18 protein-coding genes are annotated in these 26,464 nt (G+C 71.5%); 8 read left to right on the top strand and 10 right to left on the bottom strand.

Annotated elements, in window-relative coordinates:
- Window positions 1-91 precede the first annotated feature (91 nt).
- Window positions 92-823, bottom strand: coding sequence for a GNAT family N-acetyltransferase (locus CR165_RS05190; RefSeq protein ID WP_109515873.1), 732 nt, complete (start codon window positions 821-823; stop codon window positions 92-94).
- Window positions 824-940: 117 nt separating this feature from the next.
- Between CR165_RS05190 and CR165_RS05185 the strand changes: the two genes are divergently transcribed.
- Window positions 941-1,759 (top strand): ferredoxin--NADP reductase, encoded by an 819-nt coding sequence (locus CR165_RS05185; protein ID WP_219929685.1) that lies wholly within the window; start codon window positions 941-943, stop codon window positions 1,757-1,759.
- Between the two features lie 52 nt (window positions 1,760-1,811).
- On the opposite strand, the gene CR165_RS05180 is transcribed toward CR165_RS05185, so the two are convergent.
- Window positions 1,812-3,407 carry a catalase gene (locus CR165_RS05180; RefSeq protein WP_109515871.1) on the bottom strand — a complete coding sequence of 532 codons (1,596 nt, stop codon included), beginning with the start codon at window positions 3,405-3,407 and terminating at the stop codon, window positions 1,812-1,814.
- Between the two features lie 228 nt (window positions 3,408-3,635).
- On the opposite strand from CR165_RS05180, the gene CR165_RS05175 reads away from it, so the two are divergent.
- Window positions 3,636-4,001, top strand: coding sequence for a hypothetical protein (locus CR165_RS05175; RefSeq protein ID WP_146201826.1), 366 nt, complete (start codon window positions 3,636-3,638; stop codon window positions 3,999-4,001).
- Window positions 4,002-4,043: 42 nt separating this feature from the next.
- On the opposite strand, the gene CR165_RS05170 is transcribed toward CR165_RS05175, so the two are convergent.
- Complete coding sequence (locus CR165_RS05170; protein WP_219929684.1) at window positions 4,044-4,802, bottom strand: ZIP family metal transporter; 759 nt, start codon at window positions 4,800-4,802, stop codon at window positions 4,044-4,046.
- Between the two features lie 82 nt (window positions 4,803-4,884).
- A complete protein-coding gene (locus CR165_RS05165; RefSeq protein WP_109515869.1) occupies window positions 4,885-6,318 on the bottom strand; it encodes a chlorohydrolase family protein in 1,434 nt (477 codons plus the stop codon).
- Window positions 6,319-6,571: 253 nt separating this feature from the next.
- Between CR165_RS05165 and CR165_RS05160 the strand changes: the two genes are divergently transcribed.
- Window positions 6,572-7,690, top strand: a complete 1,119-nt coding sequence (locus CR165_RS05160) for a serine hydrolase domain-containing protein (protein ID WP_109515868.1) — start codon at window positions 6,572-6,574, stop codon at window positions 7,688-7,690.
- A gap of 24 nt (window positions 7,691-7,714) precedes the next feature.
- On the opposite strand, the gene CR165_RS05155 is transcribed toward CR165_RS05160, so the two are convergent.
- Entirely contained in the window at window positions 7,715-8,725 is a 1,011-nt protein-coding gene (locus CR165_RS05155; RefSeq protein ID WP_109515867.1) for an alpha/beta fold hydrolase, read from the bottom strand.
- A 109-nt stretch (window positions 8,726-8,834) separates the two neighbouring features.
- Here CR165_RS05155 and CR165_RS05150 point away from each other — a divergent pair, with 109 nt between their 5' ends.
- Window positions 8,835-9,083 carry a zinc-finger domain-containing protein gene (locus CR165_RS05150; protein ID WP_408887527.1) on the top strand — a complete coding sequence of 83 codons (249 nt, stop codon included), beginning with the start codon at window positions 8,835-8,837 and terminating at the stop codon, window positions 9,081-9,083.
- Window positions 9,043-11,937 (top strand): DNA polymerase I, encoded by a 2,895-nt coding sequence (gene polA / locus CR165_RS05145; protein WP_109515865.1) that lies wholly within the window; start codon window positions 9,043-9,045, stop codon window positions 11,935-11,937. Before CR165_RS05150 ends, polA begins: the two co-directional genes overlap by 41 nt.
- 163 nt (window positions 11,938-12,100) lie before the next feature.
- On the opposite strand, the gene CR165_RS05140 is transcribed toward polA, so the two are convergent.
- Entirely contained in the window at window positions 12,101-14,590 is a 2,490-nt protein-coding gene (locus CR165_RS05140) for a beta strand repeat-containing protein (RefSeq protein ID WP_109515864.1), read from the bottom strand.
- A gap of 1,235 nt (window positions 14,591-15,825) precedes the next feature.
- Between CR165_RS05140 and purH the strand changes: the two genes are divergently transcribed.
- Window positions 15,826-17,403 carry a bifunctional phosphoribosylaminoimidazolecarboxamide formyltransferase/IMP cyclohydrolase gene (gene purH, locus CR165_RS05135; RefSeq protein ID WP_109515863.1) on the top strand — a complete coding sequence of 526 codons (1,578 nt, stop codon included), beginning with the start codon at window positions 15,826-15,828 and terminating at the stop codon, window positions 17,401-17,403.
- A 127-nt stretch (window positions 17,404-17,530) separates the two neighbouring features.
- On the opposite strand, the gene CR165_RS05130 is transcribed toward purH, so the two are convergent.
- Both CR165_RS05130 and CR165_RS05125 read right to left on the bottom strand, forming a co-directional pair.
- Complete coding sequence (locus CR165_RS05130; protein WP_109515862.1) at window positions 17,531-18,040, bottom strand: GNAT family N-acetyltransferase; 510 nt, start codon at window positions 18,038-18,040, stop codon at window positions 17,531-17,533.
- Between the two features lie 11 nt (window positions 18,041-18,051).
- Window positions 18,052-18,630, bottom strand: a complete 579-nt coding sequence (locus CR165_RS05125) for a helix-turn-helix domain-containing protein (protein ID WP_109515861.1) — start codon at window positions 18,628-18,630, stop codon at window positions 18,052-18,054.
- 89 nt (window positions 18,631-18,719) lie between these two features.
- Here CR165_RS05125 and CR165_RS05120 point away from each other — a divergent pair, with 89 nt between their 5' ends.
- A complete protein-coding gene (locus CR165_RS05120; protein ID WP_109515860.1) occupies window positions 18,720-19,967 on the top strand; it encodes a DNA recombination protein RmuC in 1,248 nt (415 codons plus the stop codon).
- Window positions 19,964-21,217 (top strand): NupC/NupG family nucleoside CNT transporter, encoded by a 1,254-nt coding sequence (locus tag CR165_RS05115; protein WP_219929683.1) that lies wholly within the window; start codon window positions 19,964-19,966, stop codon window positions 21,215-21,217. Before CR165_RS05120 ends, CR165_RS05115 begins: the two co-directional genes overlap by 4 nt.
- Window positions 21,218-21,276: 59 nt before the next feature.
- Here the strand turns inward: CR165_RS05115 and CR165_RS05110 are convergent, their stop codons facing one another.
- Together CR165_RS05110 and CR165_RS24390 are read right to left on the bottom strand one after the other, a co-directional pair.
- Complete coding sequence (locus tag CR165_RS05110) at window positions 21,277-24,600, bottom strand: glycosyltransferase (RefSeq protein ID WP_181378004.1); 3,324 nt, start codon at window positions 24,598-24,600, stop codon at window positions 21,277-21,279.
- Between the two features lie 115 nt (window positions 24,601-24,715).
- Window positions 24,716-26,461 carry a glycosyltransferase gene (locus CR165_RS24390; protein ID WP_146201825.1) on the bottom strand — a complete coding sequence of 582 codons (1,746 nt, stop codon included), beginning with the start codon at window positions 26,459-26,461 and terminating at the stop codon, window positions 24,716-24,718.
- Window positions 26,462-26,464 lie beyond the last annotated feature (3 nt).

Genomic DNA, 26,464 nt, shown 5'->3' with positions numbered 1-26,464 from the left:
CGAAGGAATTGGGGGCCGGCCCGGTCCGGCCATCATTCTCCCCTCCGAAACGGGAAAACCGGCCGCGGGTTCCCGCCCCGCTTCCGCCGGTTCAGCCGGGGGCGGCGCGCAGGCTGCTGCGGGCCGTGCCGCGATGGTCGAAATTCTCCTCCGCCAGCCAGGCGGCGATGGCGTCGCGCCGCGCCGGCCACTCCTCGTCGAGAATGGAGAACCAGGCGGTGTCGCGCCGCCGCCCCTTCACCACCAGATGCGCCCGGTGCTCCCCCTCATAGGTGAAGCCGAGGCGCGCGGCGGCGCGGCGGGAGGGCGCGTTCAGCGCGTTGCACTTCCACACCAGCCGCCGGTAGCCGAGGTCGTCCATGGCGTGGCGCATCAGCAGGAACATCGCCTCGGTGGCGGCGCGCGTGCGCTGCATGCGCGGCGAGAACCAGATGTGGCCCAGCTCGATGGCGGCGTTGGCGGGCTGGATCTCCATCAGCGTCAGCCAGCCCAGCGCCCGGCCGGAGAGATGCGGCCGCACCGCCCAGGCGATGGGGTCGTGGGTGGTGGCGAAGCCGCCGAGGAACTTCCGGAAGGCGGCGAAATCGGCGAAGGGGCCGTAGCCGAGATAGGCCCAGCTCTCCCCGGCGCCCTGGGTGGCCTCCCACAGCTCCTCCGCGTGGCGGATGCCGAGCGGCTCCAGCGTGACCGAGGCGCCGCGGTGCGGCACCCGGGCGGGCAGCGGCCGGGGGGTGGGGTCGACCTCGGGGCCCAGGGGGGGGTCCAGGGGCGGGCCGGGAGGCAGGGTTGCGGCCTGGGGTGTGGCGTCGGGTGGCGTGCTCATGATAGGCGGAGGCTCACCGCAACCGCGGCCGCATGCAAGCCGTGTCATGGTCCCGCCCCTGCCCGCAAGGCGACCCCCTGGGGCCCTCCGTGACTTGCCTGGCGCCTTGAGAAGGCCATGTCATCGCCGATGAACGCCGAAACCCGACCCGCCTGGAAATCCGCCCACCCCGCCTATTCCACCGAGACGGTGGCGCAGGTGCACCACTGGACGGACCGCCTCTTCTCCTTCCGCTGCAGCCGCAGCCCGGGCCTGCGCTTCACCGCCGGGCAGTTCGTGATGCTGGGGCTGATGGCGGAGGGCAAGCCGCTGGTGCGCGCCTATTCGGTCGCCTCGCCGCCCTGGGACGAGGGGCTGGAATTCCTGTCGATCAAGGTGCCGGACGGGCCGCTGACCAGCCGCCTCCAGCATGTCCGGCCGGGCGACGAGATCCTGGTGGGCCGCAAGGCGGTCGGCACGCTGGTGATGGACGCGCTGCTGCCGGGCCGCACCCTGTGGCTCTACGGCACCGGCACCGGCCTCGCCCCCTTCCTGTCGCTGATCCGCGAGCCGGAGGTGTATGACCGGTTCGAGCGCGTGGTGCTGCTGCACGGCGTGCGCGAGGTGAAGGAACTCGCCTATGCCGAGATGATCGAGGCGCTGCCGCGGGACGAGGCGCTGGGCGAGCTGGTGGCGGGCAAGCTGCTCTACTACCCCACCGTGACGCGCGAGCCCTTCCGCAACCAGGGCCGCGTCACCGACCTCATCCGCTCCGGCAGGCTGTTCGCCGATCTCGGCCTGCCCGCCTTCAGCCCGGCCGAGGACCGGGTGATGCTGTGCGGCAGCCCGGAGATGCTGGCCGAGAGCAAGGCGCTGCTGGAGGGGATGGGCTTCGAGGAGGGCGCCAACAGCCGCCCCGGCCACTACGTGATCGAGAAGGCCTTCGTCGAGAAGTGAGCGGGCGAGAAGTGAGCGGGCGCCGGGAGGGGCCGCGCCCCTCCCGCTCCGCTTACTCCGCCGCCTCGCTGCGCGGCGTGCCCTCGGCCTTGCCGCTGCTGTAGGTGGGGCGGGGCAGCCGCTCCCCCGGCGCCGGGCGGTTGGGCAGGGGCGGCAGGGCCAGCGCCTTCTCCAGGTCGATACCCGCCCCTTCCGCCACGCGGCGGCCGTAATCCTCGTCGCAATGCCACCAGTGCCAGACCATGCGGAGCGCGATCGGCTCCGGGCATTCCTTCATGTCGGCCACCATGTTGGCGATCAGGTCGTCGCGCTCCCAATCCTCGAAGGAGCGGTAGCGCTCGCCGGCCTGGCGGTAGTCATCGGTGGTGCGGGTGGTCTGGTAGCGGCCGAGATGGCCCTCCACCCACTGGAGGTACTCCTTCTCCGGCTTCGGCGCCTCCCGCAGCCCGCCCATCATGCTCGGCTCGTAGTTGACGTGCCGGTTCTGGCCGCCGCGGTCCACATGATAGGCCATCATGCCGTCCCGCTGGTTGGTATGGGCGCGGGCCTGCTCCTGCGGCGCGTTGATCGGCAGCTGCAGGTAGTTGGCGCCGACGCGGTAGCGCTGCGTGTCCGAGTAGGACAGGGTGCGGCCCTGCAGCATCTTGTCGTCCGAGAAGTCGATGCCGTCCACCAGCACGCCGGTGCCGAAGGCGGATTGCTCGACCTCGGCGAAGAAATCCTCCGGCGCGCGGTCCAGCACCATGCGGCCCACTGGCAGCAGCGGGAACTTGTCCTCCGGCCAGCGCTTGGTGTCGTCCAGCGGGTCGAAATCCAGCTCGTCATGCGGGTCGTCGGACATCAGCTGGACGCAGAACTCCCATTCCGGGTGGTCGCCGCGCGCGATGGCGTCGTAGAGGTCGCGCGTGGCGTGGCCGGTGTCCTTCGCCTGGATCTCGGCCGCCTGGGCGCTGGTCAGGTTGCGCACGCCCTGCTTCGGCACCCAGCTGAACTTCGCCAGATGCGCGACGCCCTCGGCGTTCACCAGCTTGTAGGTGTTGACGCTGGAGCCTTCCATCTCGCGGAAAGTGGCCGGGATGCCCCAGGGGCTCTTCACCCAGGTGACCATGTGCAGCGCCTCGGGGTGGTGCGCCACGAAATCGTAGAAGCGCCAGGCCTCCTGCCGGTTGGTCACCGGGTCCGGCTTGAAGGCGTGGATCATGTCCGGGAACTTGATGGCGTCGCGGATGAAGAAGATCCGAAGGTTGTTGCCGACCAGGTCCCAGTTGCCCTCCACCGTCTTGAACTTGACCGCGAAGCCGCGCGGGTCGCGCGCCGTCTCGGGGCTGTCCTTGGCGCCGATCACGGTGGAGAAGCGGACGAAGAGCGGCGTCCGCACCCCCGTCTCCGTCAGCACGCGGGCGCGGGTGTAGCGGCTGGCGGGCGCGTCGCCGATGCGGCCATAGGCCTCGAAATAGCCATGCGCGCCGGCGCCGCGCGCATGCACCACCCGTTCCGGGATGCGCTCCCGGTCGAAATGCGTGATCTTCTCGATGAACTGGTAGTTCTCGAGCGTGGCGGGCCCGCGCTCGCCGACGCTGCGCAGGCTCTGGTTGTCATGGACGGGGTGGCCCTGACGCGTGGTCAGCACCGTGCGATCCTCGGTCATGCGGATGGCCTCCTCTGTGGTGGCGGCAAGCCTCGAGGCAACAACCAATGCGGCGGTGGATGGTTCTCCCCGAAGGCCGGCCGCCGCCTCCGCCCGCTACACTTGCCCGCCACACCTGCCAGCCACATTTGGTTGCCGAGCGAGCGGCACGGTCACGCGGGGCCGGCCTATCAAGAAGCCACGGAGGCCCCGCTCTGCCGGGCCGCCACCACGGAAGAGGATGAGGACATGCGTGGATTGCTGATGCTGGGCGTGGGCGCGGTGTTCCTGGGCGGGGCGGCCCTGGCCGTGGCGCAGCCCGCCCCGCCCGCGCCGCCGCCGGCGGCCGAGGCCGGGCCGGCCGGGCCCGGCGGCCGCCCGGAGGGGCCGCGCCCGGGCCGTGGCCCGGAGGCCGGCCCCCATCACGAGCGGATGCGGGGCATGATGATGCATGGCATGCACGGCATGCACCGCCCGCCGCCGCCCGGCGCCAGCTTCTCCTTCCGCCGGGGCGACACGGCCGTGCGCATCCAGTGCTCGGACAAGGAGCCGGTGCAGGCCTGCGTCGACGCGGCGAACGCCCTGTTCGACAAGTTCAACGCCGCGCCGCGCTGAGCCGGCCGGGCCGGGGCCAGCCCCCGGCCCCCTTCGCGCCGCTCAGCCGCCCTGCTGGGACAGGGCGAAGGCGACGAGCAGGCCCGCCACCACCAGCAGCCCCGTCCCGCCCCGCTCGCCCTCCACCGCCTCCGGGATCATGGTGTCGGCGATCATGGTCAGCAGCGCCCCGGCGGCGATGGCGTTGACCGTGGCGGTCAGGGCCGGCGGCGCATCGCCCAGCAGGGCCGCGCCCAGCAGGGCGGCCAGGCCCGAGAGCAGGGCGATGCCGCCCCAGAGGCCCAGCACATAGCCCCTGCCGCGCCCCGCCCGGCGCATGCCGGCCGCGCTCGACAGCCCCTCCGGGAAGTTGGACAGGAACACCGCCGCCAGCATGGGCAGGCTCACCCCGCCACCGCCGAGCAGCCCCACCCCCAGCACCACCGATTCTGGGATGCCGTCCAGCAGCGAGCCGATGGCGATCGCCATGCCGCCGCCGCTCACCGCCTTCTGCTGCTCGCCCGAGCGCTTGCGGTGCCGGCCGCCGCGGCGCGACACCAGCCAGTTGGCCAGCGTGTAGGCGGCCGAGCCGGCCAGGGCGCCGCCGATGACGGGCCAGATGCCGCCCTGCCGGAAGCCTTCCTCGACCAGCTCATAGGCGACGGCGGAGATCAGGATGCCGCAGCCGAAGGCCATGATGCCGGCCGTCACCCGGGCGGGCAGCCGGACGAGGTAGGCGAGCGCCGCCCCGATCACCAGCGAGGAGCCGCCGAGGAGCCCCCAGAACCCGGCCTGCAGCCACAGCGGCATGCTCTCGAACATCCAGGCCCCTTCCCGCGCCGCCGTTCCCGGACAAAGGAACGGCGGCGCCGGAGAAGGGTTCCCGCCCGGCCGGGCGGCGCCTTCAGCCCTGGAAGGCGGGGAAGCTCGAGGGCGAGAGCTGCTCGATGTCGCGCCCCGCCCAGTCGCGGCTCTTCATGCCGGCCCACATGGCCTCGGCGCCCTGCTGCACGGCGCGGCCCAGCTCCACCGGGTCGTAGCCCGGCACCACGCCGCCGCGCATCACCACGCGGCCGTCGATGATCGTGGTGTCCAGGTCCTCGGCCGTGGCGGAGAAGACCAGGTTGCGGATCGGGTCGCGCAGCGGCGTCATGAACAGGCTGTCGCCCTTCCACAGCAGCAGGTCGGCCTTGGCGCCGGGGGCGATGCGGCCGAGATCCTCGCGCCCCAGCGCCTTGGCGCCGTTCAGCGTGGCGGCGTTGAACACGTCGGCCGCGGTGGCCACCTGCGTCCGCCGGTCGACGATCTTGGAGACCACCGAGGTCCAGCGCATCGCCTCGATCATGCTCTGCGGGCAGGTGTCGGTGGCGATGGTCATGTTCACGCCGCGCGCCTGGTAGCGGGCGAAGCTCTCCATGGCGATGCCGCGCCGGGCGAAGACCCACACCGCATGCGCCACGTTGGCACCCGTATCGGCCAGGATGCCGATGTCGTCCGCCTGGTAGTTGGCCCAGGAGCTCTCGCCCGGGATGATGCAGTGGCCGAGGATGCAGCGCTCCGACAGGAAGCCGATCTTCTCCAGCCACTCGATGGGCGTGCAGCCGTTGCGCCGCGTCATCTCGTGGAACTCGGGCACGGACTGGGAGACGTGCAGCGCCAGCGGCACCTTCATGTCGCGCGCCGCGTCGGCCGAGCGCCGCAGCAGCGCCTCCGAGCAGGTGTCGATCTGCATCGGCGTCAGGAAGCCCTTGATGCGGCCATTGGCGCGGCCCTCGACGCGCCCGATGAAATCGACGGCGGCGTTGAACCCGGCGAGCCCGTCATCCGGCAGCCACTCGTACTCCACGGTGCGGCCATTGGCGGTCAGCCAGCGGCCGGAGCGGTAGCCCTGGCCGATATAGGCGCGCAGCCCCACGCGCTCGGCATGCTCGGCCACCACGTCGCCATGGCCGCCGATCTCCATGATGGTGGTGGTGCCGGTGCGCAGCAGCTCGGGCATCGAGTAGGCGATGCAGGCGCGGCGGGCTTCCTCGGTGATGGCGCCGTCGCGCGCCGTCAGGAATTCGAACAGGCCGGAGAGGTAGAACTGCCGCGGCCCCCGGTCCTCGACGAAGCTCTTGTCGAGCGGGCTTTCCGAGAGATGGGCGTGGGTGTTGATGAAGCCCGGCGTCACCACCTGGCCGGCGGCGTCGATGGTCTCGTCCACCGGCCCCTCATAGCCCTGGCCGACATGCAGGATCGTGTCGTTCTCGATCACCACGACGCCATCCTTCAGGTGGCGGTGCCCGCCATTCTGGTAGGCGATGATGTGCGAGGCGCGAATCAGCGTGCGGGCCACCGGCGTATCTCCTTGGACGGGAATCGGCCGGCAGCGTTTCAAAGCGCCGGGCCGGGGTCAATCCGCCCCCGGCAAGCGGTTCAAAACGTGGCGTTTCCTCTGTCCTTCGGGCCGCGACGTATCGGATTGCACATGAAGCGGCCAGGGTTCCGCCGGTCGCGTGGCGCCATATCCGGGACGGCCGGCGCCCGGAACGTCTTGATTTCTATTCCGCAATGTTCTTTCTCCTCTCCGCCACCAGCGTGAGGATGCGATGCATGGCTTTCCACTCTCCCGCCGCGCCCTGCCGGCGCTGGGCCTCGGCGTGATGGCGGCCCCGGCCAGGGCGGAGTTGGCCAGGGCGGAGTTGGCCAGGGCCGGCTTCGCGCCGGATCTGGCGGAGAAGCTGGCGGCCGGGCTGCGGTCCGGCCTGCTGCGCGGCGTGCACGCGGTGCTGGTGGCGCGCCATGGCCGTGTGGTGCTGGCGCATTATGGCCAGGGCGCCGACGAAAGCTGGGGCCAGCCGCTCGGCGAGGTCGCCTTCGGCCCCGCCGTGCCGCACGACCTCCGCTCCGTGACCAAGAGCGTGGTGGGGCTGCTCTATGGCATCGCCCTCGGGCGCGGCGCGGTGCCGCCGCCCGGGGCGCCGCTGCTGGCCCAGTTCCCGGAATACGCCGACCTTGCCGCCGACCCGTCGCGGCAGCGCCTGCGCGTGGCCAATGCGCTGGACATGACCATGGGGCTGCGATGGGACGAATCGCGCCCCTATACCGACCCGGCGAACAGCGAGATCGCCATGGAGAACGCGGCGGACCGCTACCGCTTCGCGCTGGACCGGCCGGTGGAGCACCCGCCCGGGGAGCGCTGGACCTATTCCGGCGGCGCGGTGGCGCTGCTGGGCGCGCTGATCGCCCGCGGCACCGGGCAGCCTTTGCCCGATTTCGCGCGGGAGGCGCTGTTCGCCCCCCTCGGCATCGAGCCCGGCGGCTGGGCGGCGGGGCGGGACGGCGTGCCCTCCGCCGCCTCCGGCCTGCGGCTGACGGCGCCGGACCTGCTGCGGATCGGCCAGGTGGTGCTGCAGGGCGGCATGTGGGAAGGACAGCGCGTGGTGCCGGCGGCGTGGCTGGAGGCGATGAACCGCCCCGGCATCCCCACCGGCGACGGGCTGCGCTACAGCCATCTCTGGTACCAGGGCGGTGGCTTCGTGCCCGCCTTCGGGGGGCCCCGCCCCTGGCTCGGCGCCAACGGCAATGGCGGGCAGCGCCTCTACCTGATGCCCGCCGCCGGGCTCGCCATGGCCTGCTTCTGCGGCCTCTACAACCAGCCGGAGCAGGGCGCCACGCCGCTCCGCATCTGGCGGGAGATCGTGCTGGCCAACCTGCTGCGCGCCTGAGGAAGCCCCTTCACCAGGGCGCCGTCACTCCGGCTGCGCGAGCCAGGCCGCGCCCGCCGCATCCGCGCCCGAGGGCAGGGGTGCGGAGGGGTTCTCCATCCAGGCCAGGATATCCTGCGCCACCGTGTCGCGGATGCCGTCGCGCAGCAGCAGGTGCCAGCCCTCGGGGTAGCGCGCCAGCCGCGTCTCCGGCCGCATGCCGCGCAGCACGCCGCGGGTGACGGAGGGCGGCACCACCCGGTCCCTGGCGCCCTGCAGCACCAGGGTGGGCGGCGCGCAGCAGCCGGCCAGCCGCGTGCTGGCCGTGTCCATCAGCGCCAGCAGGCCCCAGGCGGCGTCGATGCGCGTGTCCTTGATGGTCAGCAGGTCGCGGCCGAAGCGGCGCAGCGCCTCGGTGTTGTCGCTGGCCGAGATGTTGCCGGCGCTGGGCGGGAAGGCCAGGGCCGGCAGGCTGTGCGCCAGCAGCCAGAAGGCGCCCTCCGCCACCGGCCCGATCGCCGCGTAGGACCAGAAGGCGGGGGCCATCAGCAGCAGCCCGTCGGGCGGCGAATCGGCCGCCGGCCCCGCCGCCGCCAGCACCGCCACGGCGGCGCCCATGCTCTCCCCCATCAGGTAGAGCGGCAGGCCGGGGTGGCGCGCGCGCAGCAGGCGCAGGGCCAGGGCCGCGTCCTCCGCCATCGTCGCCGCCCCCGGCCAGAGGGTGCGGCCGGGCGAGGCGCCGAAGCCGCGCTGGTCATAGGCGTAGGTCAGCACCCCGGCCTCCGCCAGGCGGCCGAAGCCGTCGATCAGCAGGTTGCCGGCATGGTCGTTGAAGCCGTGCAGGGCCAGCAGCACGGCGCGCACGGGCATACCCTCCGGCGGGGCGCGGTGGTGCAGCCGCAGCCGGGCGCCATCGGCGGCCAGGATGGCATCCTCCGCCAAAGCGGGGGCGGCGACGGGCGGGCCGGCCGGCACCACGCGCGGGGCGCAGCCGGCGAGGCCCGGCAGGCACAGGGCGGCGAGGGCGGCGGCCATCCAGCCGGAGCGGTGTGGCATCGGCCCCCGGCATAGCGGGGGCGGGGCGGCCGCGTCCAGCGCCGCGCCACCGCCCCGCGCGCCCGCCGACTGGCGGCCGGCGCCGCCTGCCCCTATGTTCCACAGGACCTTGGCCAGCGACGGAAGCCACACGATGCGCGACGCGAACCTGACGGGCTACACCCCGAAAGCCACCCCCGGGGTGACGCCGGAGGAAATCCTGCCGGCCCACAGCCGGGTCGTCACCTGCGATGGCGGCGGCGGCGCGCTGGGGCACCCGGCCGTCTCGTTGCGCATCGAGGCGACGCAGGTGACCTGCCCCTATTGCTCGCGCACCTATGTGCTGCAGGACGGCGCGGGTGGCGACGACCACCACTGACGGGCTGGCGGCCGCCGCCACGCCCGAAGCCCCCGCCGGCACCCCGGAGCCGGTGCCGCACCTGATCCTGGTGGATGGCTCGGGCTACATCTTCCGCGCCTTCCACGCCCTGCCACCGATGACGCGGCCGGACGGGGTGCCCGTGAACGCCGTGTTCGGCTTCACCAACATGCTCGGCCAGTTCCTCACCCGGCATGTCGGCACCCATCTGGCGGTGGTGTTCGACGCCTCGCGCGTCACCTTCCGCAACGCCATCTACGACCAGTACAAGGCGCACCGCCCCGAGGCGCCGCCCGAGCTGGTGCCGCAATTCTCCCTCATCCGCGAGGCCACCGCCGCCTTCGGCGTCGCCTGCGTCGAGCTGGAGAATTACGAGGCGGACGACCTGATCGCCGCCTATGCCAAGGCGTTTGTCGAGACGGGCGGGCAGGTCACCATCGTCTCCTCGGACAAGGATTTGATGCAGCTGGTCCGCCCCGGCGTGCAGCTGCTGGACCCGATCAAGCAGAAGCCGATCCGCGAGGCGGAGGTGTTCGAGAAGTTCGGCGTGACGCCGGACAAGGTGGTGGACGTGCAGGCGCTGGCCGGCGACAGCACGGACAATGTGCCCGGCGTGCCCGGCATCGGCATCAAGACCGCCGCCGCACTGATCGCCGAATATGGCGACCTGGAAGGGCTGCTCGCCGCCGCGCCGCAGATCAAGCAGCCCAAGCGCCGCGAGGCGCTGATCGCGAATGCCGAGCTGGCGCGCGTTAGCAAGAAGCTGGTGACGCTGGACGCCGGCGCGCCGCTGCCCGTGCCGGTGGACGGGCTGCTGGCCCGCGCCCCCGAGCCCGGCCGCCTCGCCGGCTTCCTGCGCGAGCAGGGCTTCCGCTCCCTGCTGCACCGGATGGGGCTGGATGGCGATTCGGGCGGCGACTCGGCCCCCGTCAGCCGCCCGCGCCACGCCCTCCCCGAGGCCCCGGCCGCCGCGCCCGAGGCCACCCCCGCCGCCGACGCCGCCCCCTTCGGCCCCTATGAGACGGTGACCGACCCGGCCGCGCTGGAGCCCTGGATCGCCGCCGCGCGCGAGGCCGGCGTGCTGGCGCTGGACACCGAGACGGACAGCCTGGACGCGCTGCACGCCAACCTCGTCGGCATTTCGCTCGCCGTGGCGCCCGGCCGCGCCTGCTACATCCCGCTCCGCCACGGCCCCGCCGCCGGCACGGGCGACCTGCTGGAGGAGGCGCCGAAGCCGCCGCCGCAGATGACGCAGGACCAGGCCATCGCCGCGCTGCGCCCGCTGCTGGAGAACGCCTCCGTCCTCAAGGTGCTGCACAACGCCAAGTACGATCTGGAGGTGCTGGGCCGCGCCGAGAATGGCGGCGCCACCGTCGCCCCGCTCGATGACACCATGCTGATCTCCTACAGCATGGATGCCGGCCGCCACGGCCACGGCATGGACGAGCTCTCGCTGCGCCATCTCGGCCACCGCCCCATCCCCTATGACGAGGTGACGGGCACGGGGCGCGCCCGCGTGCCCTTCTCCCAGGTGCCGCTGGACAAGGCCACCGCCTACGCCGCCGAGGATGCGGACGTGACGCTGCGGCTGTGGCAGGCGCTGCGGCCCCGCCTGCGCGCCGCCGGGGCGCTGGCGCTCTACGAGCAGGTGGAGCGCCGCATGGTGCCCGTGCTGCGCGACATGGAACTGGCCGGCATCAAGGTGGACGGCGCCGAGCTGGCCCGCATCGGCGAGGATTTCTCGCAGCGCATGGTGGCGCTGGAGCAGCAGATCCATGAACTCGCCGGCAAGCCCTTCAACGTCGGCTCGCCGAAGCAGCTCGGGGAAATCCTGTTCGACGAGCAGAAGCTGCCGGGCGGCAAGCGCGGCAAGGCCGGCGCCTGGGGCACCGATGCCGCCGTGCTGGAGGACCTCGCCGCGCGTGGCCACGAGCTGCCGCGGCAGGTGCTGCACTGGCGCCAGCTGGCCAAGCTGAAATCGACCTATGTCGAGGGCCTCGCCGCGCAGATCGACCCGCGCGACGGGCGCGTCCACACCGATTTCTCCATGGCCATCACCTCCACGGGCCGGCTTTCCTCCACCGAGCCGAACCTGCAGAACATCCCGATCCGCACGGAGGAGGGGGCGCGCATCCGCCGCGCCTTCGTCGCCGAGCCGGGGCATGTGCTGCTGGCGGCCGACTACTCGCAGATCGAGCTGCGGCTGCTGGCGCACCTGGCCGACGTGCCGAGCCTGCGCGACGCCTTCGAGAAGGGCGAGGACATCCACAGCCGCACGGCGGCCGACATCTTCCGGCTGGAGCCGGGCAAGGTGGACCGCGAGGCGCGGCGCCGCGCCAAGACCATCAATTTCGGCATCATCTACGGCATGTCCGCCTTCGGGCTGGCGGCGCGGCTCGGCATCGGGCCGGGCGAGGCGCGCGGCATCATCGACGCCTATTTCTCCCAGTATCCCGGCATCCTGGAGGAGATGGAGCGGCTGAAATCCGAGGCGCGGGAGACCGGCTACGTCACCACCCCCTTCGGCCGCAAGCTGTGGATCGATGGCATCCAGGCCAAGGAGCAGGCGCGCCGCGGCAATGCCGAGCGCGCCGCCATCAACGCCCCCTTCCAGGGGGGTGCGGCCGAGATCATCAAGCGCGCCATGGTGCGGATGCCCGCCGCCCTGAAGGCGGCGGGCCTCTCGGCGCGGATGCTTCTGCAGGTGCATGACGAGCTGCTCTTCGAGGTGCCGGAGGCGGAGGTGGCGGCCACCGCCGATTGCGTGCGGCGGGTGATGGAAGGCGTGGCCGAGCTGCGCGTGCCGCTGAAGGCCGAGATCGGCCACGGCGCCAACTGGGGCGAGGCGCACTGAGGCAGGCCGCCGCCCGGCGGCATTCCCGGAGAGAGGCCGCCGGCAGGAGCGGGCTTCCGGACGCAACGCCGAGCAGAAATGAGAAAACCCCGCCACAGCGACGTGGCGGGGTTTTCTGTCATTCCAGGCTGCCCCGCCCGAAGGCGGGGCGTGACCACGCTGATCAGGCGATCATGAAGTGGTCGGCGCTGGTGGCGCTCTCGGTGAGGCTGTCCACACTGGTCAGGCCGGTCAGCTTCACCAGCGTGTCCGTCGTGCCCTGGACGAACAGGTAGCTGTCGCTCAGATACTCGAACACGGCGGCGGCGTTCAGGGCCAGGGCGCCATCCACGATGCCCAGGGCCTCGTCGAAGGTGGACGGACCCGTCCCCTCGAAGGCCAGCACGCCACCGGCGAGGGCGTAGGTGCCGGTGCTGTCCACGTCGGCCGCCACGGAGGCGGCGGCGAGCACCAGCTGGTCATTCGCGCCCAGGCCGGAGATCGACTCGAAGGCGCCGGTGGTGGAGGCGTTGGTGACGGTGATGAGATCATTGCCGCCGCCCAGGGCCAGCGAGCCGCCATCCTTCAGCTGAGCCAGGCTGAAGGTCAGGGCGCCGGACAGGCCGGAGGCATCGACCGAGGCCAGGGCGGTGCTGGTCACGCCACTCAGGTCCAGGGCGCGGTCGCCGGTGACGGAGACGGAGGCCAGCACATCGGTGGTCGCGCTGTCGGTGTAGGTGACGACGTTCGAGGCGTTGTCGCCACCGGACATGATGGAGAGGCTGGTCGCCGCGCTCGTCAGCGCGATGGTGGAGACGTTGTCGCCCGATGTCGTCTCGCCGTCGATCCCGGCCAGGTAGTCGGCGTCGAACACCGCGCTCAGCGTCCTCGCGTTGGTCGCGTTGATCGCCATCCCGGCGGTATCGATGGTCGTGTCGGCGGTGCCGGTCTCGTCGGCGTCCAGCGTCACGGTCAGGCTGCCGGCGGTCGCCTGGGTCAGGCTCAGGGTGTCGCCCGTGCCCATGTCGCCCGTGGCGCGGAAGCCGATGCCGCTGCCGATGTTCTGCAGGACACCGGCGTTGGAGCTGCCGCTGCCCACGAAGTCGGTGACGCTGTTGTTCTGCGCCAGGATGCCGACATCGAGGGTCTTGCCCAGGTCCTTCACGTCGAACACGTCGAAGCCGCGGAACGCGCCGATGTTGGCGGAGCCGACCAGGCTCAGCAGCAGCGTGTCGGTGCCGGCGCCGGCATCGATGACATCGCTGCCGTTGATGGCGACGCTGCTTTCGAAGCTGTCGTCGCCCGCGCCGAGGTTGACCGTCAGCACGCCCGTGCCGCGGCCGGAGATGCTGACGCTGTCGCTGCCTTCGCCGGCGTTCACGGTGGTCGTGCCGGTGCCGGTGGTGGAGACCCGGATGGTGTCGTCGCCGGCGCCGGAATTCAGCGAGGCGGCGGCGCCGCCGCGGGCCGTGGCGGTGTTGAGGGACAGCTCATCATCGCCGCTGCCGGTCAGCACCGAGGTGGTGGCGGAGTCGGCAGAGAACTCGATCGCGCCGGTCGAGGCGGAGGCGTCGACCGTATTCACGCTCCTGGTCGAGGCACCGGCCTCGTTCACATCCAAAGAGACATCGATCTCGGTGTCGATGGTGACAGCCTCGACATCGGTGCCCGCGATGATGTCGAGACTGGGCGTGTCGCTGGAATCCTCGCTGACGGTCCCCCTGAGAGTGACGGAGGCGAGGGACTCGCCGGAGACTTCGTCGAAGTCGAAGCTGCCCGCATCGACATTGTCGACCGCCAGCATGACCGAGGTGGCGTCGTCGGCGGCGATGACAGTGACGTCGTCGTCCTGGTCACGGAAGCCGGCCGTGGTGGTCTCGGCCAGGTTGATCACGGTGGCGGCGTCGCCGATCTGCCAGATCTGGGTCGCGCCCCTGAACTTCGAGGCATCGACGGAACCGCCGGAGTGGGCGGCGGCGGCGGCGGCCTCCGTATTGTCGATGTTGATGATCTCGACATTCGAGACGGTGCCGGCCAGGCGCGAATTGGCAGTGCCGGCGACCGCGATGTTCAGCGTGTCCGTGCCAGCGCCGCCATCGATCGAGTCGAGGGCGTTGATCTGGGTCTGCTGGCTGCTGTCGGTCGGGCTGTAGCCCTCGGCAACGAACGTATCCTCGCCGGAGGTGCCGGTGAAGGTGTCCTTGCCCGCGGTGAGATAGAAGGTCTCGCCCGGCGTCACGGTGCTGCCATCGGTGTTGAAGGCGGGGCGGCCTTCATTGGCGCCGAACAGCAGGTAGTGCGCGTAGCCGCTGACGAAGTCCCCGTTCTCGACGGCGGCGGCGACATCAGGGTTGGCGGCCAGATAGGCCTCTTCGCTGAACTGGCCCTCGAAGGAGCCGCCGCTGCGCCCCTCTTTCACGCCGAAATTCACGAAGTGATGCCAGGCGCTCGGGATCAGGCCCTGGCTCACGGCCGCCAGCACGTCCGGGTTGTTCAGCAGGTATGAGGCCGCGTCGAACATGACGTTCGGGGCGCGCATCTCGAACTGGCCGAACTGCTGGAAGTGCTCGTAGGCGCTGTTGAAATGGCCGGACGTGATGGCAAGGAGGACGTCCGGATTGGTGCTCAGGTAGTACTGTTCGTCGAAATAATCTGCAGCAAACGCCTCAGACATTGTTCTATCTCCTGGAAGGACCAAGAATCGGACGCTTTACCTGGAGACATCCAATTCTCCTGATAAAACACCCTCTGATACGCCGTTCTTACGGGAACCGGTTGGACCAGAACCCGAATTGGCCCGACGAATACCTGAACCGAGCCGCAGGTTTACTCGGCTCAGGCGTTCGCCCGCACCTTGTTGTTGTAATGACGAAATTTTATTATACGGCCTCGAAGATCAATTCTGTCTTTCTGCGATCCGCTTAATCACGCAAGGATAGGCTTGAAGCACCGACTTGAGCTGGGCGAGGAAACCCTCCACCGCTTCCGGCAAAAGAAACCGCATGCGCGGCATGTTCGACATGCACACGTCGAAAAGATACGAACAATATTCAAGTAACAATTATAGATACAGAGATTTTCCGTCTTCTCCTGACTCGATAATTTGTTATCAACCAGGAGTTGGTGCCTACCCTATGTCGGCCACAGCTCAAGTTCAAACAAAAAATACAGTAAAAATTCTCTTAAATTCTATCGTTATAGTTTCTAATTCCTGGACTCAAATTTGTTCCGAATTCAGAAGAGGATATTAATTACATGATTATAAATAAAATCCTGATCTGCACTTAAGTTCTCGCCAATATTATTCCCGTGATATCTCCTGTCGTTTGATTTTTCGGCGCGAAAATTGCCTTCCGATTGAAAATTCTAGCCAAGCAAAACCCGACGCGTCTTGTTGATCCGGCGAACAGCCAAATTTTTGTTTCGGACAACAGCCGATTTTAATAGTCGGCTTAAGATCAGGAGAAAATGCTTTCGACTTGCTGGCGTCGAGGGCATTGCGCCGCATCTCTCATGTCAGGAAGGGTCGCAGCACAGCCTGCCGCTCCTGCTGCAGAGCCAGGCCGGCCTTGCCCCTCCTGTGAAATCGGCCAAGGCTTCATGCAGGCTGCGGCTTTGTGCCAATTCGCCACATGCCGTCGTCCGGCGCTTCGCCTCGGCCGGCGATTCGGCCGCCACGCTTTCCGGCGCCCTGAACGGGCAGGCATTCCCGCGTTAGCGGCCCGCCTCCTTCATCAGTTCCCTCTCCCGGGCCAGGCCAGGCGTGCGATTTCCGGCAGAAGGCGAGGCCAGGATGACCACCGGCTTCGCCCGCAAAGGATGGGTCAGCCCTGCGCAGCCTTCGGTTGAGCGGCGCGGCGCAACGGTCTAAGCCCCGCGCGACGAGACTGCAGGAAGGTTGGACCGCACATGGCCGACATCGTGACCATCCGCCGCGCCCTGATTTCGGTGCATGACAAGACCGGGCTGCTCGACTTCGCCCGCTTCCTCGCCGGGCGCGGCGTGGAGATCCTCTCCACCGGCGGCACCGCCCGCCTGCTGCGCGAGAACGGCGTGGCGGTGGTGGACGTCTCCGACCACACCGGCTTCCCCGAGATCCTGGACGGCCGCGTCAAGACGCTGGTGCCGCAGATCCATGGCGGCCTGCTCGGCCGCCGCGCGGACCCGAAGCACGTGGCGCAGATGGATGAGCACCGCATCGCGCCGATCGACCTGCTGGTCTCCAACCTCTACCCCTTCGAGGCCACGGTGGCGAAGGGCGCCTCCCACGAGGAGACGGTGGAGGAAATCGACATCGGCGGCCCGGCCCTGACCCGCGCGGCGGCCAAGAACCACGAGGATGTCGCCGTCATCACCGCGCCGGAGCAGATGGCGGAGGTACAGGCCGAGATGGAGGCGCAGGGCGGCACCAGCCTTGCCACCCGCAAGCGCCTCGCGGCGGCGGCCTTCGCCCGCACGGCGGCCTATGACACCGCCATTTCCACCTGGTTCGCGGCGAAGCTGGAGCAGGACTTCCCGCCCCGCCTCGCCATGGCCGGCGTGCTGCGCCAGACGCTGCGCTACGGCGAGAACCCGCACCAGCAGGCCGCCTTCTATACGGACGGCTCCAACCGCCCCGGCATCGCCACCGCGACGCAGGTGCAGGGCAAGGAGCTGTCCTTCAACAATCTGAACGACACAGACGCCGCCTTCGAATGCGTCGCCGAGTTCGAGAAGCCCGCCATCGTCATCGTCAAGCACGCCAACCCCTGCGGCGTGTCGGAAGGCGAGAGCCTGGCCCGGGCCTGGGACCTGGCGCTGCGCTGCGACCCGGTCTCGGCCTTCGGCGGCATCGTCGCCGCCAACCGCCCGCTGGACGCCGCAGCGGCCGAGCGCATCTCGGCCATCTTCACCGAGGTGGTGGTGGCACCGGACGCCGACGAGGCCGCCCGCGCCATCTTCGCCCGCAAGAAGAACCTGCGCCTGCTGCTGACCGGCGGCCTGCCCGACCCGGCCTCGCCCGGCCGCGTCATCCGCTCCGTCTCGGGTGGCTTCCTGGCGCAGTCGCGCGATGCCGGGCGCATCGCCGAGTCGGCGCTGAAGGTGGTGACGAAGCGCGCCCCCACGGCGCAGGAGATGGCGGATTTGATCTTCGCCTTCCGCGTCGCCAAGCACGTCAAGTCCAACGCCATCGTCTATGCCAAGGGCGGCTCCACCGTGGGTATCGGCGCCGGGCAGATGAGCCGGGTGGATTCCGCCCGCATCGCCGCCTGGAAGTCGGCCGAGGCCGCCAAGGCCGCCGGGCTGGAGGCGCCGCTGGCGCATGGCTCGGTCGTCGCCTCCGACGCCTTCTTCCCCTTCGCGGACGGGTTGCAGGCGGCGGCCGCCGCCGGCGCCACGGCGGTCATCCAGCCGGGCGGGTCGATCCGCGACAATGAGGTGATCGCGGCGGCCGACGAGGCGGGGCTGGCGATGGTGTTCACCGGAATGCGCCACTTCCGGCACTGAGGAAGAGAACCTTCTTTTTCTGAAGAAAAAGAAGCAAAAAGACTTTGTCAGTTTGGCGTCACGCCACCGGACAGCGTCCGCCAAACTGACAAAAGTTTTTGGGTTCTTTTTTCCAAAAAAGAACTTCCTACAGCGTCTTGTAGTAGAACACCGTCGCATCCGCACCGCCCCCGCTGCGCAGGGCATAGCCCGGGATCGACCCGGCCTCCCGCCAGCCCAGGGCGCGGTACAAGGGCTCGCCGGCATCGCCCGCCTTGGTGTCCAGCACCAGCAGCGGGCGCTCTTCCGCGCGCGCCACATCCTCCAGCGCCAGCATCAGCACCCGCGCAATGCCCTGCCGCCGCATCTCCGGGTGCACCATCAGCTTCGAGACCTCGGCCCGGTGCCGGCCATTCGGCAGCCCGGCCAGCGCCAGCGCGCCGGTGCCGGCGATCCGCCCCGCCCGCCGCGCCACCAGCACGCGACGCGAGCCGTCGCGCAGGCTGCCCTCCAGCCCGCGCCACCAGGCCGCCGCCTCGCCCGCCGGCATCGGGTGCAGGAAGCCGATGCTGGCGCCATCCGCCACGCAGGCCTCCAGCAGCGCGGCGAGCTCGGGCAGCGCGGCGGGCAGGGTGTCGGCGGTCAGTTCCTCGATCATGCGCGGGGCTTTCAGGGCTGGATGATGGCCAGGAGGTAGCGGGCGGCGGGGCCGCTGGCGGGGCAGGCGAAGGCGCTGGCGCCGTGCAGCCGGTAGCGCAGGCAATCGCCCGGCGTCAGCGCATGCGCCACGCCCTCGACCGTCAGCACCAGCCGCCCCTCCAGCAGCCAGAGGTGGTGCTCCAGCCCCGGCAGGGGCGAGCGGGCATAGTCGATGCGCGCGCCGGGCGGCAGCACCCCCTCCAGCAGCTCGCCGCGCAGCCCCTCGGCGGGGGGCGAGACGGAGCGGCGGCGGAAACCCGTCTCCGGGTCGGTCCACAGCGTCTGCGCGGCGGGCGGCACCAGTGCGGCGGGGGCTTCCTCCACCGTCCGCATCAGCCAGGAGAGCGGGCGGCCATAGGCGGCGCAGAGCCGGCCCAGCATGCCCGCCGTGGCGCTGGCCTCGCCCCGTTCCAGCCGGGAGAGGGTGGCGCGGCTGATGCCGGTGCGCTCGGCCAGCGTCTCCAGCCCCCAGCCCTGCTCGGCGCGCAGCCGGGCGAGGCAGGCGGCCAGGCGCGCTTCCAGCGGGTCGGGCGGCGAATCTTCTCTCATGAGAGAAATTTTCTCTCTTTGGAGATCACCGTCAAGCCTCTCCGTTTCCCGGCCCTGCCTGTAGGATGCCCGCACCATTGGAGAGCGCGATGTCCGACTGGCTGGTACCCGTCGCCCTGTTGTCCGTCCTGATCACGCTGGGGCTGCTGGGCATGATGCTGCTGCGGCGCCCCGCCCCGCCCGCCGCCACCGGCCTGGAAGGCTTCGCCCTGCTGGCCGGCAAGCTGGAATCGCTGGCCGCCACGCAGGAGCGCCTCGCCGCCCTCACCACAGACCGCCTGGCGCAGCAGGACCGGCAGTTGGCCGAGCGCCTGCACGAGACCAGCCGCCGGCTGGATGCCAGCCTGCTGGCGCAGAACGAGCGCATGGCCACCGCCACCGCCGGGCTGCGGCAGGCCATGGCGGCGCAGAACGAGCGGCTGGACGCGGCGCTCGCCCAGCAGAACGAGCGCTTCCTGCGCAACCTCACCGATTCGGCGCGCCAGGCACAGGAGACGGCGGGGCAGATCCAGGAGCGGCTGGCCGTGATCGACGCGGCGCGGCAGAACATGGAGGCGCTGGGCGCGCAGGTGAACGCGCTGGCCGGCATCCTCGGCAACAAGCAGTCGCGCGGCGCCTTCGGCGAGATGCAGCTGCGCCAGCTCATCGAGGACCGGCTGCCGCAGGAGAGCTTCTCCTGGCAGCACACCCTCTCGAACGGCACGCGCTGCGACTGCCTGATCCACCTGCCCTACCCGCCCGGCCCGGTGGTGGTGGACAGCAAGTTCCCGCTGGAGGCCTGGCAGGGGCTGCGCGACGCGGAGGACGCCGCCGCCCGCAGCGTCGCCGCGCGGCAGTTCAGCGCCGACATGCGCCGGCATGTCGAGGACATCGCCCGCAAATACCTCATCCCCGGCGAGACGGCGGAGGCCGCCATCCTCTTCGTCCCTTCCGAGGCAGTGTTCGCCGAGCTGCACACCGGCTTCGGCGCGCTGGTGGACGAGGCGCAGCGGCGGCGCGTCTATGTCGCCTCCCCCACCACGCTCTGGGCCATGCTCTCGGCGATGCGGGCGCTGATGCAGGATATCCGCATGCGCGCCCAGGCGGGGCGCATCCGCGAGGAGGTGGGCAAGCTGGCCAGCGACGTGGCGCGGCTGAACGAAAGGGTCATGAAGCTGAAGGGACACTTCAACCAGGCGCAGGACGACATCCGGCAGATCGACATCAGCACGGAGAAGATCGCCCGCGCCGGCGCCCGCATCGCCGCGGTCGAGATGGATGACGAGCCGGAGGCGCTGCCCGCCCCCGCCCCTGCCCCCTTCCCGGATCTGCCGGACGAGGCCGCGCGCCCCGCATGAGCCTGCTGCAACTGCAATCGGGGCTGGGGCTGCTGGCCCTGGCCGGGCTCGCCTGGGTGCTGGGCGGCTGCCGCCGGCCGGTGCCCTGGCGCATCCTCGGCGCCGGGCTGGCGCTGCAGGTGACGCTGGGTGCGCTGCTGCTGCACCTGCCGCCGCTGCGCGCCGCCTTCGACCGGCTGGGCGATGCCTTCGCCGCGCTCAGCCGCGCCACCCAGGCGGGCACCAGCCTGGTGTTCGGCTATCTCGGCGGCGCGCCGCTGCCCTTCGACGAGGTGCGGCCGGGCGGCAGCTTCATCCTGTTCTTCCAGGCGCTGCCGCTGCTGCTGGTGGTCGGCGCCCTCTCGGCGGTGCTGTTCCACTGGCGGGTGCTGCCGCTGGTGGTGCGCGGCCTCGCCCTGGTGCTGCGCCGCGCCTTCGGCCTCTCCGGCGCCTGCGGCTTTTCGGTGGCGGCCAATGTGTTCATCGGCATGGTGGAGGCGCCGCTGCTGATCCGCCCCTGGCTGGCGCGGCTCGCCACGCCGGAGCTGTTCATGGTGATGGCGGCGGGGCTGGCCACCATCTCGGGCAACACCATGGTGGTCTATGCCACGCTGCTGGCGCCCGTGGTGCCGGATGCGGCGGGCCAGTTGCTCGTGGCCAGCCTGGTCAGCGCCCCCGCCGCGGTGCTGGTGGCGGCGATGATGCGCCCGCCCGGCACCGAGCCGCCCACCCCTGGCGAGGCGCCGGCCACCGCCGCCCCCCGCCTCTACGAGAGCACGCTCGACGCGCTGGTGCGCGGCACGGCGGACGGGCTGAGCCTGCTGCTCGGCGTCATGGCGTGCCTGATCGTGTTCGTGGCGCTGGTGGCGCTGGCGAACATGGCGGTGGAGCCGCTCACCGGCTGGTCGCTGCAGGCGCTGGCGGGGCTGGGCTTCCGCCCCGTCGCCTGGCTGATGGGGGTGCCGCCGGAGCACCTGGCCACCGTCGGCACCAGCCTCGGCGTGCGGCTGGTGGTGAACGAGTTCGTCGCCTATCTCGACCTCGCCACCGGCGGCGGCCTCGGGCTCGACACGCGCAGCCGGCTGATCCTCACCTACGCGCTGTGCGGCTTCGCCAATCTCGGCTCGGTCGGCATCATGCTCGGCGGCATGACGGCGATGTGCCCGGAGCGGAAGGCGGACATCCTGCGCCTCGGCCTGCCGGCGCTGGCCGCCGGCACGCTCGCCTGCTGCATGACGGGCGCGGTGGTGGGGCTGATGACGCCGCCCTGAGCGGAGGCCGGGGAACGCCCTTCCCCGGCCCCTCGCCGCTCCCCCTCGCCGCTTCCCCGTCAGGCCTTCGGGCGCGGCACCTTCAGCGGCCAGATGATGGTCAGCCAGGGGTGCCGCCGCGTCAGCTCGGCGATCATCGCCTCGACCCGGGCGGTGGAGCTGTTGGCGGTGTTGATCATCGAGGTGTGGTGCACGCGGTACTCGGCCAGCGGCTCGCCGGGCACCTGCTCGCCATGCAGGCCACGCTCCATGAGGCGGCACCAGAAGTCGAAATCCTCCCAGCCGCCGGGGATGTGGTCGTAGCCGCCCACCCAGTTCCAGGCGGCGCGCGAAATCAGCGCCATGGCGTCGATGTAGTTGCCGTTGGCCATCCGCACCGGGTCGTAGGGCGGCAGGTTCATCACCCCCTCGCCATCGCCGAACTTGCGGATGATGGGGTAGGCGAAGGCGGCCCCCGAGGCATCGGCGGTGCGCAGGCAGGCGGCGGCGCAATCGGGCAGCAGGCGGTTGTCGGCGTCCAGCGGCAGCACCCAGGGGGTCTCGGCCAGGGTGAAGGCCACGTTGCGGGTCAGGCCCAGCCCCGCATTCTTCAGGTTGCGCGCCACCACCAGGCGGTTGAAGCGGCCGGCATTGGCCGCCGCCCAGCGCAGCGCCACGGCCCGCGAATCATCCGTCGAGGCATCGTCGACGATCACCAGGTCAAGCGGCCGCAGGGTCTGCGCCACCACGCTGTCCAGCGCCTCCGCGACGTGCCGGGCATAGTTGTAGAGCGGCACGATGACGGTGACGGCGGCGGCGCCCAGCGCATCGTGCTCATACACCACCTCGTGCTCCGGCACGGCGGGGGCGACGGGCAGCGGCAGCGGCTCGCAGCTGCGGCGGAAGGCCAGGGCGGCGGAGCGCCCGCCGCGCAGCATCTCCAGCACATCCGCCACGGCCGCGTTGCGCTGCTCGGGGCCATAGGCCCAGAGCACGTCGCGCTGCGCCGCGGCGGCCATGCGGCGGCGCAGCGCGGCATCGCCCAGCAGGGCCTCGAGCGCCGAGGACCATTCCTCCGGCGTGCCGGCCAGGTAGCCGGTCTCGCCATGCTTCATGGCGCGCCGGTAAGGGCCGGTGGGCGAGGCGATGGTGGGAACGTCCACCAGCGCCGCCTCGAAATACTTCAGCTCGCTCTTCGCCTCGCAGAAGTCGTTGCCGACCTCGAGCGGCGCGAGGTTGACGTCGAAGCGCGCCACCTCCTCGGGCAGCCGCGGCAGCGGCACCATGGGCCGCCACTCAATGCGGTCCTCGAGGCCCGCCAGCTCGGGGAACTCCTCCACGTCCAGCGTCGGCGTGCCTTCCATGGTCGGGATGTTCTGGGCGAAGCGGAACAGCACCAGCCGCGCCTCGGGGAAGCGGCGCAGCGCCCCGGCCACCGCGGCGGCGCACTGCTTGAAGTCCTTCTGGTGCGTGCGCGAGCCGGAGGCGTAGCCGATGCGCAGCAGCCCGTCCCGCTCCTTCGCCCAGTGCCGGGCGGCGCGGCGGGAGACGGCCAGCGTGTCGTGGTCGAAGCCGTTGGGCAGCACGCGCACCGGCATGCCGGCGTCGCGCATGTGCCAGGCCAGCTCCTCGGTGCTGGTGGTGCAGAGGTCGGAGGCCAGCATCGCCTGCCGCGCCTGGTGGAAATGGTTGGCGACCATCTCCTCCGGCAGCTTCTGGCTGCGGATGCCGTCGATCTTGTCGGAGCGCGCCAGGCGCGGGTCGATCAGCAGGTCGTCCACGTCGAACACCACGCGGGCGCCGTTGCGGCGCGCGGTGGAGATGGCCAGCGCCACCGCCTCGTTCAGCGGCACGCGCCACATCCACAGCACCTGCGCCATGCCGATCTCGGCCAGGCTGGCCTCGATATCCTCCATCCGCACCACCCAGACCTGCGCGCCGGCGCGGCGGGCGGCGGCGGCGGGACGCTCGACGCGGTAGAGATGGCCGGGCGTGCTGGCCTCGCCCGAGATGCAGACCACGCGCAGCGCGCCCATGCCGCTGAGGTCGGCCAGGGCGGCGCCCTGCGAGGCGGTGGGGGCGGTGAACGCCAGGGCCTGCGCGGACGCAGCCGGCGCCGGCTGCGGCATGGCGGCCAGCGCCGCGATGATCTCCCGCCGCTCCCGCAGCTTGCGCGGCAGCTGCAGCGTGGCCGACCACCAGGCGAGCTTCATCGCGCCGCGCACGCCGCGCCGCATGCCGGGCGGCAGCCGCCCGGCGGCGCTGCGCAGCGGCGCGGCGGCACGCCAGAGCGTGGATTGCGTCAGCAGGCGCAGGCTGGCCTGGGTGGCGTGCAGCTCGCCTTCGGCCCGCAGCAGCCGGGAGAGCAGCTGCTCCCGCGCGGCGGCGTCCTGCTCCGCCTTGCGGCGGGCGGCCTCCAGCTCGGCCTGCGCCGCCTCCACATGGCTGAAGGCCGCGGTCATGGAGGCCGACCGCGCCGCCTCCGTCCGCTGCTCCGCGCGGTCACGTTCCGCCTCCAGCTCGGCCCGCGCCGCCTCGGCGCGCTGCACGGCCTGGGCGCGGCGGGATTCGAGCGCCGCGGCCTGCCGCTCGGCCTCGTGCCGCGCTTCCGTCGCCAGCCGCTCCCGCGTCTCGGCCTCCCAGCGCTCGCCCAGCCAGGCGAAGCGGCCACGCAGCCGCGCCGTCTCGGCCGGGTCGGCCAGCGCGGTCAGCGCCAGCACCGCCGGCGGCGGCGCCTCGCCCACGCACAGCACGCCAAGCCCCCCTCCGTGCAGGAACTCGAAGGCGGGGTACCGACCGCGCAGTTCGGCCCACAGGCGCCAGACGCCGGCATCCTCCTCCTCCAGCACGTTGGTGCCGTGCAGCAGCACCACGCCGCGTTCCGACATCTTCGGCAGCCAGGCCTCGAAATCGTGGCGCGCCGCCTCCTGGGTGCGCAGCCCGTCGATGTGCAGCAGGTCGATGGAGCGGTCCGCGAAGCGCGGCAGCGCCGCGTCGGCCGCCATCCGCAGCAGGCCGGAGAACGCCAGGAAGCGCGCATCGTGGAAGCTGCGGAAATTCCCGCGTTCCGCGCCGCCGCAGGAGGTGGCGCCCTGGTCCTCCTCCTCGCGCTGCACGGCCCAGCAGCGCGTGGGCAGGCCGCCGCGCTGCACCGCATGGCAGAAGGCCGAGTAGGATATGCCGTCGCGCGCGCCCAGCTCCACCAGGCTGCGCGGCGCCGCCTGCCGGACCAGCCAGTGCGCGAAGGGCACGTGCTGCCACCAGGCGCTCGCCTCGCCGATCCGCTCCGCCTGCCAGAACAGCGGATCCAGGGAAGGATCCGTCAGCGCAGCCAGCTGGGCAGCCAGCGGGGCGGCCTCGTGACCCCCACGCGCTCCAGCAGTGCCGGGCGTTCGGTTGTCCATCAATCTACTCCGGATGATGCCCTGGGAGCCGCTTCGGCCGCCGCAGCGGCCCCTGCGGCGGCCCCACCGGCGGCCTTGTGCGGCAGCCGTGCGGCCAGGGAGGTAAACGGGTTCGCTATGCCAGCCACGGCCGGGAGCGTCTAGGTGGCGAGGCCAGCCCGCTGCCCTGCCAGGAGAACAGCAGATTGGGATTGTGGTAGGGGTCGCGCGCCAGCTCGACGGCCCAGCGGGACTGGATGACGCCCAGCTCCCGCAGGAAGCGCGCATGGCGCTCCGGGTCGCTCGCATCGTCCCCGCGCGAGACGGATTCGAGGTGCATCAGCGTCGCCTCGGGCGTCCAGACGATGCGGTAGCCCTCGCTGCCCAGCCGCAGGCAGAGGTCGATGTCGTTGAAGGCGACGCGCAGCGCCCCGGCATCCAGGCCGCCCATCGCGAGATAGAGCTGCCGCCGGATGGCCAGGCAGGCGCCGGTCACCGCCAGCACCGAGCGCGCCAGGATCAGCTCGCCCTGCGGCCCGGTCTCCTCCGGCTCCGCGAGGCGGAGCTGGTGCGCCAGCATCGGCCCCGGGCTGAGCACCACGCCGCCATGCTGCAGGCGGCCATCGGCATAGACCAGCTTGGCCCCCACCGCGCCCACCTCGGGCCGCAGCGCCTGCGCCACCATGGCGCGCAGCCAGCCGGGCGCATAGACATCGGTGTCGTTGTTCAGCAGCAGCAGCACCTCGCCGCGCGCCGCCGCCGCCGCCGCGTTGTTCAGCGCGGCGTAGTTGAACGGGCCGGGGGCATCCAGCACGCGCACGCGCGGGTCCTGGCGCAGCCGCGCCAGCAGCGCCAGGGCCTCGGCCCCGGTGCTGCCATTGTCGACGATCAGCAGCTCGAGGGCAGGATAGTCCGTGCGGCGCAGCACGGCATCGGCGCTGCGGGCCAGCAGGCCGGCGCCGTCGCGCGTCGGGATGATGACGGAGACCAGCGGCGGCCGCGCGGGCAGCGGCCAGTCCACCGCGCACCATTGCGGCGCCTGCGGCACGGGGCGCAGGCGCGCCGCCCGGTGGCCGCAGGCGGCGAGATGCTCCCGCACCACGCGCCGGGCGGCCTCGCCCTCCCATTCCGCCGGGGCGTCCTCCGGCAGGCGGCGGTGGCAGAGAACCGCCGGCACATGCCGGATCTGCTCCTGCGGCACGCGCCGCATGGCCCGCAGCGCCAGATCGTGCAGGGCGACGCCCAGCGGGCCGGCCTCGCGCCGCAGCCCGCCCAGGCCCCGCAGCAGCGGAAGCCGGAAGGCCAGCGGCAGGCCCAGCGCGTCGCGCGCCAGCATCAGCTCCGGGTCGAAGCCCGTCTTGAAGCGGGGAGAGACGCGGCGCCCCGCCGCATCCAGACGGTCCTCGTCGGCATAGAGCAGGGCGCTGTCGGGGTGGCGCAGCCGCAGCAGCGCGAATTCGTGCAGCGCCGTCTCGTCCAGCACCGCGCCGCGCGGAAGCGGCAGCACGAAGGCTTCGTCATCCTCCGCCGCCGCCAGCGCGGCCTGCAGGAAAGCGGCGGGCAGCGCCTCGGCGGCGGCAGGCAGGGGCACGGCCAGCACCTGCTCCGGCCGCGGCGGGGGTTCCGGCAGCCCTTCCAGCCAGGCCGCGCCGGGCAGGCAGAGGCGCCATTCCGGGTAGAGCTGGGACAGCGCGCCGCGCAGCGTCTCCGCCCAGTCGGCGGGGCTCTCTCCGGCGCGCAGCAGCGGCACCAGCAGGAAGCGCGGACGCTCCCCCATGCGCGCGACCTGCGCCGCGATCGCCTGCCGGTCGGCCCCGGTGAGACGGCCGTGGCGCTCCAGCCACGCGGCGTAGCCGGCGGCATCCCAGGGGAGAAGTGCCATGCG

The organism is Teichococcus aestuarii (genome assembly GCF_003116135.1).
GTDB classification, from domain to species: domain Bacteria; phylum Pseudomonadota; class Alphaproteobacteria; order Acetobacterales; family Acetobacteraceae; genus Pseudoroseomonas; species Pseudoroseomonas aestuarii.
This window is presented reverse-complemented; position numbering and strand designations above follow the sequence as displayed.

What these genes read in the sequence shown, in the direction of transcription:
- CR165_RS05190 (WP_109515873.1), bottom strand. Translation starts at nt 823, where the DNA reads ATGAGCACGCCACCCGACGCCACACCCCAGGCCGCAACCCTGCCTCCC.
- CR165_RS05185 (WP_219929685.1), top strand. Translation starts at nt 941, where the DNA reads ATGTCATCGCCGATGAACGCCGAAACCCGACCCGCCTGGAAATCCGCC.
- CR165_RS05180 (WP_109515871.1), bottom strand. Translation starts at nt 3,407, where the DNA reads ATGACCGAGGATCGCACGGTGCTGACCACGCGTCAGGGCCACCCCGTC.
- CR165_RS05175 (WP_146201826.1), top strand. Translation starts at nt 3,636, where the DNA reads ATGCGTGGATTGCTGATGCTGGGCGTGGGCGCGGTGTTCCTGGGCGGG.
- CR165_RS05170 (WP_219929684.1), bottom strand. Translation starts at nt 4,802, where the DNA reads ATGTTCGAGAGCATGCCGCTGTGGCTGCAGGCCGGGTTCTGGGGGCTC.
- CR165_RS05160 (WP_109515868.1), top strand. Translation starts at nt 6,572, where the DNA reads ATGCATGGCTTTCCACTCTCCCGCCGCGCCCTGCCGGCGCTGGGCCTC.
- CR165_RS05155 (WP_109515867.1), bottom strand. Translation starts at nt 8,725, where the DNA reads ATGCCACACCGCTCCGGCTGGATGGCCGCCGCCCTCGCCGCCCTGTGC.
- polA (WP_109515865.1), top strand. Translation starts at nt 9,043, where the DNA reads ATGTGCTGCAGGACGGCGCGGGTGGCGACGACCACCACTGACGGGCTG.
- CR165_RS05140 (WP_109515864.1), bottom strand. Translation starts at nt 14,590, where the DNA reads ATGTCTGAGGCGTTTGCTGCAGATTATTTCGACGAACAGTACTACCTG.
- purH (WP_109515863.1), top strand. Translation starts at nt 15,826, where the DNA reads ATGGCCGACATCGTGACCATCCGCCGCGCCCTGATTTCGGTGCATGAC.
- CR165_RS05130 (WP_109515862.1), bottom strand. Translation starts at nt 18,040, where the DNA reads ATGATCGAGGAACTGACCGCCGACACCCTGCCCGCCGCGCTGCCCGAG.
- CR165_RS05125 (WP_109515861.1), bottom strand. Translation starts at nt 18,630, where the DNA reads ATGAGAGAAGATTCGCCGCCCGACCCGCTGGAAGCGCGCCTGGCCGCC.
- CR165_RS05120 (WP_109515860.1), top strand. Translation starts at nt 18,720, where the DNA reads ATGTCCGACTGGCTGGTACCCGTCGCCCTGTTGTCCGTCCTGATCACG.
- CR165_RS05115 (WP_219929683.1), top strand. Translation starts at nt 19,964, where the DNA reads ATGAGCCTGCTGCAACTGCAATCGGGGCTGGGGCTGCTGGCCCTGGCC.
- CR165_RS05110 (WP_181378004.1), bottom strand. Translation starts at nt 24,600, where the DNA reads ATGGACAACCGAACGCCCGGCACTGCTGGAGCGCGTGGGGGTCACGAG.
- CR165_RS24390 (WP_146201825.1), bottom strand. Translation starts at nt 26,461, where the DNA reads ATGGCACTTCTCCCCTGGGATGCCGCCGGCTACGCCGCGTGGCTGGAG.